The 12,770-nt window shown below is 57.3% G+C and carries 13 protein-coding genes; 6 read left to right on the top strand and 7 right to left on the bottom strand.

What is annotated here, in order from left to right; all coding sequences use genetic code 11:
* Positions 1–10 precede the first annotated feature (10 nt).
* Both DUD43_RS10745 and ugpQ read right to left on the bottom strand, forming a co-directional pair.
* The gene (locus DUD43_RS10745; protein ID WP_009457117.1) at positions 11–865 is read right to left on the bottom strand and encodes a 23S rRNA (adenine(2030)-N(6))-methyltransferase RlmJ; all 855 of its coding nucleotides are present in this window, start codon (positions 863–865) and stop codon (positions 11–13) included.
* Positions 866–890: 25 nt separating this feature from the next.
* Positions 891–1,637 (bottom strand): glycerophosphodiester phosphodiesterase, encoded by a 747-nt coding sequence (gene ugpQ / locus DUD43_RS10740; RefSeq protein WP_153231602.1) that lies wholly within the window; start codon positions 1,635–1,637, stop codon positions 891–893.
* Between the two features lie 171 nt (positions 1,638–1,808).
* Between ugpQ and DUD43_RS10735 the strand changes: the two genes are divergently transcribed.
* The 4 genes from DUD43_RS10735 to DUD43_RS10720 all read left to right on the top strand — a co-directional run bounded on the left by DUD43_RS10735 (position 1,809) and on the right by DUD43_RS10720 (position 5,768).
* Positions 1,809–3,767, top strand: coding sequence for a SurA N-terminal domain-containing protein (locus DUD43_RS10735; protein WP_153230286.1), 1,959 nt, complete (start codon positions 1,809–1,811; stop codon positions 3,765–3,767).
* 69 nt (positions 3,768–3,836) lie between these two features.
* Positions 3,837–4,709, top strand: coding sequence for a M23 family metallopeptidase (locus DUD43_RS10730; RefSeq protein WP_153230285.1), 873 nt, complete (start codon positions 3,837–3,839; stop codon positions 4,707–4,709).
* A gap of 21 nt (positions 4,710–4,730) precedes the next feature.
* Positions 4,731–5,414 (top strand): AzlC family ABC transporter permease, encoded by a 684-nt coding sequence (locus DUD43_RS10725; RefSeq protein WP_009457111.1) that lies wholly within the window; start codon positions 4,731–4,733, stop codon positions 5,412–5,414.
* A gap of 9 nt (positions 5,415–5,423) precedes the next feature.
* On the top strand, positions 5,424–5,768 hold the full coding sequence (locus DUD43_RS10720) for an AzlD domain-containing protein (RefSeq protein WP_153230284.1): 345 nt from the start codon (positions 5,424–5,426) through the stop codon (positions 5,766–5,768).
* Between the two features lie 112 nt (positions 5,769–5,880).
* On the opposite strand, the gene DUD43_RS10715 is transcribed toward DUD43_RS10720, so the two are convergent.
* From DUD43_RS10715 to DUD43_RS10705, 3 genes are read right to left on the bottom strand one after another with little or no spacing between them, the layout of a single operon-like run.
* On the bottom strand, positions 5,881–6,861 hold the full coding sequence (locus tag DUD43_RS10715) for a tripartite tricarboxylate transporter substrate-binding protein (protein WP_153230283.1): 981 nt from the start codon (positions 6,859–6,861) through the stop codon (positions 5,881–5,883).
* A gap of 35 nt (positions 6,862–6,896) precedes the next feature.
* Positions 6,897–7,244, bottom strand: coding sequence for a RidA family protein (locus DUD43_RS10710; RefSeq protein WP_153230282.1), 348 nt, complete (start codon positions 7,242–7,244; stop codon positions 6,897–6,899).
* Positions 7,245–7,274: 30 nt separating this feature from the next.
* On the bottom strand, positions 7,275–8,171 hold the full coding sequence (locus DUD43_RS10705; protein ID WP_153230281.1) for a fumarylacetoacetate hydrolase family protein: 897 nt from the start codon (positions 8,169–8,171) through the stop codon (positions 7,275–7,277).
* 138 nt (positions 8,172–8,309) lie between these two features.
* On the opposite strand from DUD43_RS10705, the gene DUD43_RS10700 reads away from it, so the two are divergent.
* Positions 8,310–9,218 carry a LysR family transcriptional regulator gene (locus tag DUD43_RS10700; RefSeq protein WP_194273379.1) on the top strand — a complete coding sequence of 303 codons (909 nt, stop codon included), beginning with the start codon at positions 8,310–8,312 and terminating at the stop codon, positions 9,216–9,218.
* Between the two features lies 1 nt (position 9,219).
* Complete coding sequence (locus DUD43_RS10695) at positions 9,220–10,173, top strand: LysR substrate-binding domain-containing protein (RefSeq protein WP_194273378.1); 954 nt, start codon at positions 9,220–9,222, stop codon at positions 10,171–10,173.
* Between the two features lie 85 nt (positions 10,174–10,258).
* Here the strand turns inward: DUD43_RS10695 and DUD43_RS10690 are convergent, their stop codons facing one another.
* Both DUD43_RS10690 and rpoZ read right to left on the bottom strand, forming a co-directional pair.
* The gene (locus DUD43_RS10690) at positions 10,259–12,538 is read right to left on the bottom strand and encodes a RelA/SpoT family protein (RefSeq protein WP_153230278.1); all 2,280 of its coding nucleotides are present in this window, start codon (positions 12,536–12,538) and stop codon (positions 10,259–10,261) included.
* 21 nt (positions 12,539–12,559) lie between these two features.
* A complete protein-coding gene (gene rpoZ, locus DUD43_RS10685; protein WP_003799665.1) occupies positions 12,560–12,763 on the bottom strand; it encodes a DNA-directed RNA polymerase subunit omega in 204 nt (67 codons plus the stop codon).
* Positions 12,764–12,770 lie beyond the last annotated feature (7 nt).

The raw sequence follows: 12,770 nt of genomic DNA, 5'->3' as shown, positions 1-12,770 counted from the left end.
AAGGGGCGGCTTACAGCCCCGAGTGACGAAGTTGAAAGCTGGCCTTGTCATCCTGGGCCAGCGTTTTTGTTAACCACGGCATGCTTTGTTCCAGAGCCTTGAGCAGCGTCCAGGGAGGATTGCTGATGAACAGGCCACTGCCATGCAATCCCAACCCATTTTTGGCCGGAGCACGAACCGACAGGCTGACATGCAGCCAGGGCGTATCCAGTTGCTCCAGCTTGCGTTGCAAGGCCTGCACTTCGGGCCGCTGCACAATGGGATACCACACGACGATACAGGCCTGAGCAAAGCGCTTGAGGGCGTTTTTCACGCTGTTCAAGACCTGCTGGTAGTCGGATTTAGCCTCGTAAGAGGGGTCCATCACCACGATGGCGCGTCGTGACGGCGGCGGTAGCAGGCGTCCCAACTGTTCAAAACCATTTTCCGGATACAGACGCACCCGACGGTTGCCCTGGGGGAACAGTTGCGCCACGTTGTCGCTTAGCACTTCAAATTCGGATGGATGCAGTTCAAAGCCGTGAAAGCTGTCTTGCGTGCGCAAGCGCTCCAGCGCCAACCAGGGGGAACCGGGGTAGTAGCGCGCGGTTCCGTCCGGGTTCAGGTCGGCAATGGCATCAATATAGTGTTCCACCAGCTCCGGGTAGTCGTCTTGCTGCAAGACCCGGTCCAGGCCGTCGTAGAACTCGCCCTTGGTTTGCGCCCAGTCGTGCTCCAGATCATAAATACCGGCACCACAGTGGGTATCAATAATGCTGAAGGCGCTGTCTTTCTGAGCGTAGTAATTAAAGATATGCAGCAAGGTGGCGTGCTTGAGCACGTCCGCGTGATTGCCAGCATGAAAGGCGTGACGGTAACTGAACAAGAGAAATCCTGGTGTTGCGGTTTAATTAAAGAGTGTCGGGGCGAATGGTGGTGACTTTATCAGTGAAGATGCCATTGCACCCCCAATCCAGCAGTTCGCGTACCCGCTCGGCATCATTCACGGTCCATACAGCCACCGTATAGCCTTTTTGCCGAATCGCCTGAACCAAAGCCTGGTTGACGAAGCGGTCGTTCAAATTCAGACCCATGCAGCCCAGACGCTCCAGACGCTCGGCCCAGTCTGCCGGAACTTCTTCTTCAATCAGCAGGGCGCGGGGCAGGGTGGGGGCGGCTTGCTGCGCCGCTTCCAGAGCCTCTTCAGAAAAGGAAGACAGCAGTGGCGGCAAGCTGGCCTGTGCCCACAGGGCCTGGGCGGCCAGGGCGACCTGTCGGCCTGTTTCGGCTTCGTCGCCGGTAGTCGGCTTGATTTCGATATTGCTGTGAACCTGATTGGCCAGGGTAAAGGCGGCTATCGAACTTAATGTGGGCATGGGCTCCCCAGCGTAGGCGGAGGAATGCCAGGCCCCGAAGTCCAGAGCGGACAGCTCGGCCAAGGTCAGCCTGGAGGCAATCCCTTGACCATTGGACGTGCGGTCCAGCTCGTCATCGTGCAGCAGCACGGGAACCGCATCACGGCTCAGTTTGACGTCGTACTCCATCATGCGAAAACCGTTCTGGGCACCGACCCGAATGGCGGCCAGGGTGTTCTCCGGGGCAATCTTGCCGGCGCCACGGTGGGCGATCAAAGCGGGGTAGGGCCAGTGATGATTCATTGAAGGCATGGCGGACTCGCAAGAGGCGTGATAAAAAGCCAATGTACTATTTTAACCGGGGCTGTACACTGTACGGTTTTCATATACGGTATATTTTCAGGCCGAGCCGGGCTTTGCGGCCTGATGCGCCACCCGCAGCGCCCTGCTGCAAGCGAAAGTAGGTGATGATTAATGTTCGAGATTATCCGTAAGAACCAACGCGTCATGCAGCTGGTCCTGTTAGTGCTGATTTTGCCGTCTTTTGTACTGATTGGCGTCAGCGGCTACTCCAGCTACGTTTCTGGCGATAGCGATATTGTCAAAGTTGGCGATAGCGCCATTACATCCCAGGAATTTGATCGTGCGCGCCGCATGCAACTGGACGATATGCAGCGCAACAATCCTTCCGGTTTTGATCTGGCCCAGGCCGACAGCCTGGATAGCCGTCGTGCATTGCTGGAATCCTTGATTGATCAGCGTGTACAAATCGAAGTGGCCACGGCCGCTCGCTTTAACGTCTCCGACATTGCCCTGCGCGACTACATCGCCACTATGCCGGAATTTCAGGAAAACGGTTCTTTCTCGCCCGCCCTTTACAGCCAGGTTCTGGCTTCGGCAGGGATTAATACCCGTGACTTCGAGCAAAGCCAGCGCGGCCAGATGGCTCTGCAACGCGTGCTCGGCCCCGTGGCTGCCAGCTCCTCCATGCTGCCCAGCGTGATGAACAAGCTGGAAATCGCCCTGACCGAAGAGCGCGGTGTGCGCACACGCAGCTTCCTGACCCGCGATTTCGAGTCCAAGGTTCAGATCAGCGATGCCGATCTGCAAGCCTGGTACGACGCCAACAAGCAATCGCTGGAATTGCCTCAGCAAGTCAAAGTGGAATACCTGCTGCTGAATGAAGCGGCGGCTTCCAAAGATCTGGCAACACCTACCGAGGATCAGCTCAAGCAATACTACGAGCAAAACAAGGCTCGTTACGTGCAAGCTGGTCGTGTGAACATCAGCCATATTCTGGTGACACTGCCTGCCGGTGCCTCCGATGCCGAGCGTGAAGCGGCTCAGAGCAAAGCCCGCGAACTGGCTGAAAAAGCTCAGGCCAATAAAGAAGGCTTTGCCGACCTGGCCCGTGCCAACTCCCAGGACGAAGGTAGCGCCCGTGAAGGCGGCGAATTGGGCTGGATCAGCAAGGGCTCCTGGCCCAGCGTGCTGGAAAGCGCCGTGTTTGCCCTGCGTAAAGGCGACGTGTCCGGCGTGATCGAAGGCCCCAACGGTTTCCACATCTTCAAGAGCAACGAAGTTCAGCCCGAGCAAGGCGAGTCCTTTGAGCAAGCCCGTAGCAAGGTGCAGGACGAAGTGCGCAAGCAACTGGCTTCCGAGCGCTTTGCCGATATGGCCAGCAAGCTGACCAATCTGGTTTACGACAACGAAGACAATCTGGAAGCCGCCGCCAACGCTTTGGGCCTGACCCTGAAGCAGGCTGAAGGCATCAGCCGTCAAGGTCTGATTCCAGCTTCGCAAGTTGAAGGTGATCTGGCTGCCGCCAAGAGCCCCGATGCAGCCGTGCTGGATGACAGCCGTGTTCGCCAAGCCTTGTTCAATGCCGAGACCCTGGCTTCGCGCAAGAATGCAGGCGTTGTAGAAGTGTCGCCTGACACTTTGATTGCCCTGCGCGTCACCGACGTGACTGCCGCTCATGTGCCTGCACTGGATAAAGTACGCGGTATTGCCGAGGAAAACCTGCGCCGTGAAAAGGCAGCTGCCCTGGCCGTGCAAGCCGGTGAGGACTACCTGAAACAGCTGCAAGCCGGTACCGAACCTGAAAACTTCTCGGCCCAGTTTGCTGTGAGCCGTGCTGAGTTCCCGGAAATGGACGAAGCCTTGTTGAACAAGGTGCTGGCCAACCCCGTGGACAAGCTGCCTGCCTATGTGGGTGATCGTCAGCCTCAGGGCTACACCGTGGTGCAGATTTTGAGCCACGAGCCCGGCAAGTCCGGCAATCCTGGTCTGGACATGCTGACTGCACAGCTGACGCAAGCCATGGCCCGTACCGAGACCCAGGCTGTTCTGCAAGCCATGCGTGTGGAAGAGAAAGTGCAGCTTCTGCCAGAAGCGGAAAAAGAGTTGACCTCCAGCGGTGAGAATGAATAAAGCGGCTTGAATCAGAGCCTGTAACCCTGGAGCCTGCTGGCTCCAGGGTGTTTTTCAAAGAGCATTCTGATGAATTACACTGATATTTCCCTGGTACGGCGGCGCCTTTTAGGCGCCGCAACTGTTTGGGGCCTGACGGCACCGTACTTGGCTTATGCTGCGCCTGGGCAGGGCACGTTTATCGAACGTACATTGCATCGCCCTGTGCCGGGTGGCGTGGCTGTGCTGGACCTGGGTACAGCTAGCTCGGCCCCGGTGGTGCACTTTAATGGCAACCGTGTGCTGGTGATTCAGGATGCTGATCAGCGCTGGAAAGCAATTGTTGGGCTGGACCTGAAAACCCAGCCGGGCCAGCACAGCATCTCCGTGCAAGGACAGTCGGGCGTGGCGTTTCAGGTGGGTAGCAAGCGCTACCGCGAGCAGCGCATTACCCTGAAAAACAAATCGCATGTGAACCCGGACCCGCAGCAGCAGGCCCGGTTTGAGCGCGAATACGAAGAGCAGATGCAGGCCTATGCCAGCTTCCGCACAGAAGGCCCCAGCAATGTGGTCTTTGAAAAGCCGGTTCCGGGTCGCCTGACCAGTCCGTTTGGTCTGCGCCGTTTCTTTAATGGCGAAGAGCGCAACCCACATTCGGGCCTGGACTTTGCTGCACCTACCGGCACGGCGGTCAAAGTGCCCGCCGACGGAATTGTCACCATCGTGGCGGACTACTTCTTTAACGGTAAAACCGTATTTGTGGATCACGGTCAGGGCCTGATCACCATGTTCTGTCACTTGTCGGCCTTTGACGTGCGCGTGGGTGATCGTGTCAGCAAGGGCGATGTGGTGGCGCGCTCCGGTGCGACAGGCCGTGCAACCGGCCCTCATCTGCACTGGAACGTCAGTCTGAATAACGCACGGGTGGACCCGGCTATCTTTATTGGTGCATTCCAGGCCTAGGCAGGCGCTGCAAGGTTTTTCATGATCATCGGTTCGGCATATCGACGGGGCTTGCGGGACAGCGCCTCTATCGCCTTGGGCTATGTCCCCGTAGCGATTTCCTTTGGCTTGACGGCGGTGCACGCCGGCTTGTCGCCCTGGTTGGCAGTGATGGTGTCCCTGATTGTGTACGCGGGGGCCAGCCAGTTCATTTTGATCAGCTTGCTGGTGGCTGGTGCCGCCTATCCCAGTATTTTGGGCATTGTGCTGCTCATGAACCTGCGCCATGTGTTCTACGGCCCAACCTTGATGGGCTTTTTCACTGGCCCCAGAACCGTGTCCAGCCTGTTCATGGCTCCTGGCCTGACCGATGAGGTCTTTGCCGCTTCCGCCGCCGGCGTGGCCCGCCAACCGGCTCAGGAACAGGAGTCCTGGTACTGCGGCTTGCAACTGGGCTCATATTTGTCCTGGGTGCTGGGGACCGCCGTAGGGGCTTTCTTCGCCAGCGATTTGCTCGGTCAATCCCCCGTGCTGGAAAAGACGCTGGGTTTTGTCCTGCCTGCCTTGTTCTTTGCCTTGTTGCTGGAAATCCGCCGTTCTGCACCTTTGCCGGTGCTGGTGGCTGCCGCCGTGGGAGCTGTGCTGGCCATGGCTTTCCTGCCATCGTATCTGGCCATTATTGTCGGCATGCTGGCCGGTGGTTTGATGGCCTTGCGCCGTGCTTAAGGAGTAGAGATGGATTGGAGTTTTCTGCTCATGATTGTGCTGGCAGGCATAGGCACATTTTTGATTCGTTACCTGCCTTTGCGCCTGGGTGGGCGTCAAGGCAAGGCAGACCCCAGCCGCGTGTCGATTTGGCCACGTCTGTTTGGCGCAATCGGCCCGGCAGGCGTGGTGTCTTTGCTGGTCGTGTCCCTGATCTCCTTGCTGCGCCCCGAGCATATGTCCCTGGACCTGCCACCTTTGCTGGCAGGTCTGGCAGGGGTTCTGCTGGGTCGCCGCTGGCCGGGTGGCATTGCGGGCTCGACACTGACCGGCGTGCTGGCTTACGGCCTGTGCGTGGCTTATGTGGGTGTGTAGCTCAGCCTCGTGTTGCTCTTGATGCAGACTGATGGCTAAGAGGAAGCCGCAAGCATATAGCTAAGCTTCCGGCTTCTTGTTTGGGGCCCTTTAAGGTTGGTTTGAGGCCCCCTTAAAACTTGCTGAAGTTTGGCAGACTTTGAATCACTGTCTGCCAATGCTCAAACTCTTTCTTGCCTTTGGCGTCCAGTTCCTCAGGTGTACTGCTGGCACTTTGCATGCCTGCTAGACGCAGTTTTTCTTTGACCGCCTCATTGTTCAAGGTCGTGGCAATAGACGTTTGTGCCGCCTGTATCAGCTCAGGCTGGGTGCCTGCGGGAGCGTAAAAGGCCAGCCAGCCATTTACCGTCAGTTGAGGATAACCTAACTCGGCAATGGAAGGGGTGTCGGGCAGTAAAGGATCCCGCTTGCTGTCAAACAAGGCCAGCACATTGATCTTGCCAGCCTCGGATTGCTGAATCAGCTCTCCAATATTCAGCACCGCAGCTGGGATTTGCGCGCCGACCAGCGCCACGATGGCTTCGCTGGCTCCTTTGTAGCCCACGTGTTCCAGTGGTACGCCCAGGGTCTGTCCCAAGTACAGTCCGGCCAGATGCTGGCCGCTGCCGGTCGAGGAACTGGCAAAAAAGGTTTGATTCGGGTCGGCTTTGATACTTTGCACATAGTCCGCAAAGGTCTTGATGCCCGAGCTGCTGGGCACGGCCAGCCCCAGATTCCAGTTCACTGCGTTGCTGATAGGGGCCAGGTCCTTGAAGGGCTCGTAGCGCAGTTCGGTGAAAGTATGTGGATACAGGCTGAGCGCCACACCGGGAGTCAAAATAAAAGTTGAGCCATCGGGTGCTGAGGTGGTCGCCAAATTGATCGCCAGCCGCCCGGAGGCTCCCGGTCGGTTATCCACGATCACCGGTCGCCCCAATGCTTTGGACAGATCAGGGGCAATCAGTCGTGCAACCAGATCCACATTTCCTCCAGCTGGAAAGCCAACCAGAATCCTTGCTGTGGGGGCCGAGTCCGCCTGAGCCGTCCCTACGCCCCCGGCGCAAAGAAAGGAAGTGATGATTGCTGCGCCCACGTTTATTTTGATTTTTTTCATAATGTTGTCTCCCGGTGTCGCGCTCTGTCTGGAGATCAGAGCGCGGCGGTTATTTCAACTTCGACTTGGTATTGTGGAAAGGCCAACTTGGATTCCACGCAGGAGCGGGCTGGTTTTTTGTCAGCGGGAATCCAGGCATTCCAGATCTCGTTCAATGATGGCCATTTCTTGTAGTCGTCGATCCAGATCATGGCACGCAGAATGTGGCTGCGGTCTATGCCGATTTCCTGAAATTGCTCGTCAATCTGATTCAGAATCTGGTGCAGCTGTTCTTCAAACGAGCCGGACGGGTCCATGGCGACTTGCCCCGACATATACACAATTTTGTCGTGAATGACGTATTTGCTCATGTTCTTGTTTTGGTGAAAGCGTTCGATGCTCATGATGATCTCCTGATGATGAAAAGAAAGGGCTTAGGCAATCGTGGTGCTCAGCGTGCCCAGGCCGCTGATGTGAGCGTATAGCTGGTCGCCGGGGGTCAGAAACTCGCCTCGGGCTGCGCCGACACCAGCTGGGGTGCCCGTCAGGACGATGTCACCGGGTTCCAGTGTCATGATTTCTGTCAGACGCACGAGTTGCTCGCGCAGATCAAAAATCATGCCGGAGGTGTTGGCGTCTTGTTTGAGCTGGCCGTTCAGCTCCAGTTTCAGATCCAGGTTTTGCGGATCCTTGACGAAGCAGGCAGGTATCAGGGCAGGGCCGATGGGGCAACTGGCGTCATTGGCTTTGGCGGCGACCCAGTCAAATTTGTAGAACTGCTCGGGGGCGCGGGCAAAGTCGCGGGCCGAGAGGTCAATGGCGATGGTGTAACCGGCCACGTGCTCCATCGCGTTTTCCAATGTCAGGTCTTTGGCAGTTTTACCAATCACCATGGCCAGTTCAATTTCCCAATCGTATTTCTGGCAGTTCTTGGGGATGGGTGCGTGCTGGCCGTCACCAATGGCGGCCTGGCGTGCGGGTTTGAAAAAGAAGAACAGGCGCTGGTCTTTTTTCTCTGCTGGAACCCCCATTTCTTGCAGGTGGTCGTAGTAGTTGGCGCCGGCGCACAGAATCTTGCCGGGATACAGCACGGGCGGCAGTGTGGCCGCTGTTTCGCTCAGAACCAGGTCTGTATGAGCTGTCGCTTGCTCAGCCAAGCTCTTTAGTTTGGGCAGATTTGTCTCCCACTGAGCCAGCAGATCAAACACGCTGTCAGGCAGGGCGGGAGCGTTCAAACGCTGGCATAAGGCGGCAATGGAATAGTCCTTTCCGTCTATCGATAGGCAAGCTACAGGGGCCTGGTGGATCAGCAGAGTTTTAAGGGAAAACATAGATAAATCCGGGTAACTGTTGAACATGAAGTTCATGGTATGCTCGGCCATCTATTCCCAGTTAATGAAAAATTCACGTCTTGTTATAACTATGATGAATACCAGAAACGGATTTTTCTTTGTGTTTTCAGTGCTCTGATGAAGCGCCTGGAACCGCGTCAGCTCTTGGTTTTGGCCGCTTTGGGGCGTAATTCCAGTATCCATAGTGCTGCGCGAGACTTGTCCTTGACCCAGTCCGCAGTCAGCAAGGCCTTGGCCGAGATCGAGGTGCAGATGGGGGCGGCCTTGTTTACACGTAGCCGTCAGGGAATTGAGGCCACCACACTGGGGCAGCTGGTTTTACGACGGGTGGAGCATTTGCTGGATGTGCTCGATCGTGGCCCTGGGCATCACGACAAAGAAGCCCCCGTTCTCAAGATCGGCTATGTCTCGGATTGGCATGGTTTGGCGCTTGGAAATGCCTTTGTGCAGTGGCGTCGCTCGCAAACCTTGAAGCTGCGTCTGCTGGAATTGGGGTCTGAACAAGTGTTGCCGCTTTTACGTCGGGCGGAGCTGGATGTGGTTTTGCTGGACGAGCCTTTGCGTGACTGGCCCCGGCAGTGGCGGATCAGCAGTCGCATGGTGCCTGTTTTAAGAACACATCATTCCTTGTTCAAGGCAGGCAGGCCTTTGAGTCCCAAGGATGTGCAGACCTTGGATTGGGTTTTGCCTACGGCAGCGGATTCTTTTCACCGGGCATTCCGGGACTGGATGCTAAAGGTCGGTATAGAAACACTTGCCCGTATTTGGAAGATTCCTGCCGGGCAAGGATTGAGTACCGTGGTGGCTCAATCAGATGCCGTAGCCTGCTTGCCTGCAGCTCAGGCCTTGTTTATGCAGCAGGCGGGGGTGGTGAGGCCGTTGGAGCTTTTGGATGACCCAGGCATGGATGCCCCAGCGTTCTTGCTGCTGGGCTCTCATGTTCAGAGTGAGCCGGAGCTGCACCAAGCCTTGGTTCAGTTTGCCCACTTCCTGGGTTGCCGAGAAGACGGTTTCGGAGAGCAGTGATATGACGGATACAAGCATTTCCCCCCCACTTCCTCCCTTGTCGCGCCGTATTCGTTTGCGACATCTGGAGCTGCTGGCGGCCTTGGGTGAGCATGGCAGCTTGAAACACGCAGCAGAAATGATGGGCATGAGCCAGCCGGCGGCCAGCAAGCTTTTGCTGGAGGCCGAGTCCTTGATCGGTGCCACCTTGTACGAGCGCAGCAATCGCGGGGTACTTCCGACCGCCGCCGGTGCGGCCTTGGTGTTGCGAGCCCAGCGCTTCCTGGGCATGGTCGATGGCTTGGGCGAAGAGGTCCAGGTGGCGCATCAAGGTGCGAAGGGGCGGGTTCGTGTGGGGGTGTCGCCCGCTTGTGGTGCAGTGATTCCTGGAGCCTTGGCCGCCATGAGGGCCGCCGATCAGGATGTGGTCTTGCGTATCGAGGAGGGGAGCAGCGCCAGCTTGTTGGAGCGTTTGCGCGACGGACGTCTGGACTGTGTGTTGGGGCGGGTGCTGGACAGTCAGGATCTGGAAGACTTTGACACCCTGCATTTGTATAACGAATCCATCGTGATGGTGGCCGACACGCAGCACCCTATTTTTTCCAAACCCACTGTGGATTGGGAGGAGGCCTTGAGTTATGAATGGGTCCTGCCCCCTCAAGGTGCTCCTTTGCGTCGTACCCTGGCGTTCTGGTTGGCCCGTCAGGGCTTTCAGGAGCCCCGCTGTCTGCTGGAGTCAACCCTGACCCTGGCGAACCTGGCCGTGCTGCGCGAGAACCAGGCGTTGGTCTTGCTGGGTTCTATTTCGGCCCGACAGTTCAGCGAACAGGGCGTCGTGCGAGTCGTCCCTTTGCCTTTTGACGGGATTGCATTGCCTTCTGTTTCCTTGTTCTTGCCGCAGGACGATTACGCGCACGAGCCAGTGGAGATTTTTATTCAGGCCTTGGAGCAACATGTGCGTGAGACCTTGGCCTAGGGTTCGGTTTTGATTGTTTTTAAACCATAAAAAACGCCTGCTTATTAGCAGGCGCTTTTTCGCTGAAGCGTAATTTGAGACAGGTTTAACCCTTCACACGCACAATCTTCTGAACCTGCGGCACGTGACGGATAGAGCGAATCACGCGTGCCAGGTGGGTACGGCTATCAACCTGAACGGTCAGGTGCAACACCGAGGTTGCAGCCGATTCATCCGGCATGGAGATATGCAGAATGTTGGAGTCGGCATCGGTGATTTCAGCCGCCAGACGGCCCAGAACACCACGCTCGTTGATTGCAGTCACATCCAGACGGGTGGACAGGTGGCGGGCGGTATTGCTGTCCCACATCACCGGCACCCAACGCTCGGGCTCTTTGGCCTGGGCGCGTTGTGCCACCGCGCATTCAGCCATGTGAACGACCAGACCATGACCCAGCCGGATGCCACCAATAATGGCGTCACCAGGCAGAGGACCACAGCAGGGGGCCAACTGCACAGCCTGACCTTCGTTGCCGTGAATCAGAATCGGTGCCGAGGTGTTGGCATTGATTTCGTCAAACTCGGCCGCGGTGGTTTCCAGCAAAGGGTTTTCTGGAGCAAAGCGGCGGGCTACAACCGCAGCCAGACGTTTGCCCAAGCCGATATCAGCCAGAATTTCTTCGCGGGAAGCCGCGCCCGAACCCTTGGCCAGCTTGTCCCAGTTTGGATCGTTGTCCGTTGCGTGGGGCAGGCCCAGCTGATCAAAGGCTTGATCCAGCAGGCGGCGACCAAAGGCCACGGACTCTTCGTACTTAACGGTACGCAGGTAATGGCGGATTTCCGAACGGGCACGGCCCGAACGAACATAGTTCAGCCACTGAGCGCTTGGGCGGGCGGCAGGGGAGGTAATGATCTCCACCGAGTCACCGCTTTTCAGCTCGGTGCGTAGCGGGGCAAACTCGCCATTGATCTTGGAGGCCACAGCGTGATTACCGATGTCGGTATGGATGCTGTAGGCAAAGTCCACGGGAGTTGCACCACGTGGCAGGGAAATAATCTTGCCTTTGGGCGTGTGGACGTAAACCGCATCGGGGAACAGGTCAACTTTGACGTGCTCCAGGAATTCTGTGGAGTCACCTGTCTGGCTTTGAATATCCAGCAGGGATTGCAACCAGCGGTGTGTACGCTTTTGCAGATCGTTCAGGGTGACGTCGTCTTCTTTGTACAGCCAATGAGAGGCCACGCCTTCTTCGGCCACGTGATCCATTTCGCGGGTGCGGAACTGGAACTCGACGGGGGTGCCGTAGGGGCCAATCAAGGTGGTGTGCAGGGACTGGTAGCCATTCACTTTAGGGATGGCAATGTAGTCCTTGAATTTGCCCGGTACGGGGCGATACAGCTGGTGCAGCGTGCCCAGGGACAAGTAGCACTCGGGCAGGGTGTGCACAATGATGCGAAAGCCGTAAATGTCCAGCACGTCCGAGAAGGACTTTTTCTGCTCGACCATCTTGCAGAAAATGCTGTAGAGCGACTTTTCACGACCGGAAATTTCGGCATCAATCCCGGCAGCAGGCAGGGCGATCTTGACGGCTTCGGTGATCTTGCCCAGCACTTCACGGCGGTTGCCACGAGCGGCCAACAAGGCCTTGTGCAGCACCTTGTAGCGATTGGGGTAGATGGCCTTGAAGCAGCGGTCCTGCAACTCGCGGAACAGGGCATTCAGGCCCAGGCGATGTGCAATCGGAGCGTAAATATCCAGGGTTTCCTGGGCCACGCGGCGGCGTTTTTCCGGCTTGACCGCATCCAGCGTGCGCATATTGTGCAGGCGGTCGGCCAGCTTGATCAGAATGACGCGCACGTCACGCGACATGGCCAGCAGCATCTTGCGGAAGCTGTCGGCTTGTTGCTGCGTCTTGGTGGCAAATTCCAGGCGTTCCAGCTTGGACAAGCCGTCCACAATCTCGGCCACATCGGTACCGAACTTTTCAGCCAATTCCTGCTTGGTGACGTCCTGATCTTCGATCACGTCATGCAGCAGGGCCGACATCAAGGCATCGGTATCCAGCTTCCAGCCCGCACAGATTTCCGTGACGGCAATGGGGTGCGAGATATAGGGTTCGCCACTGGCGCGGAATTGCCCCAGATGGGCCTGATCGGAGAAACGATAGGCCTCCCGTACCCGCTCTACATCTTTCGGGTCCAGGTACTGCGAGATGATCTTGTTAAGCGGAGCCAGCGAGGCAATAGGGGGATTGGCACTTTCCTGGGCAGTTTGTGCCAGTGCCGGGGTGTCCTTGTCTTTAGGCTTGCGACGACCTAGCCGTGAACCTTTTTTAAGGACGGCCAACAGCCCAGACGATGCGCCCCGTAAACCAGAAAATGCCATACCGTGCTCCGCCTGTGCCTATCAGGTAGGAACTTTGCGCAGCATTTCCAGACCGGTCGCGCCGGAGGCGATTTCTCGCAGGGCGGTAACCGTAGGCTTGTTCTTGCTTTCCAGGCGTGGTTCGTGGCCTTGAGCCAGTTCGCGCGCACGGTAGGCGGCTGCCAAGGTGAGCTTAAAGCGATTGGGGACTTGCTCCAGGCAGTCCTCGATAGTGATGCGAGCCATAGTAGAC

Source organism: Alcaligenes faecalis, from assembly GCF_009497775.1.
In the GTDB taxonomy this organism is placed as follows: Bacteria; Pseudomonadota; Gammaproteobacteria; order Burkholderiales; family Burkholderiaceae_B; genus Alcaligenes; species Alcaligenes faecalis_D.
Note: the sequence above shows the minus strand (reverse complement) of the source record. Positions and strands in the feature narration are given on the sequence as shown.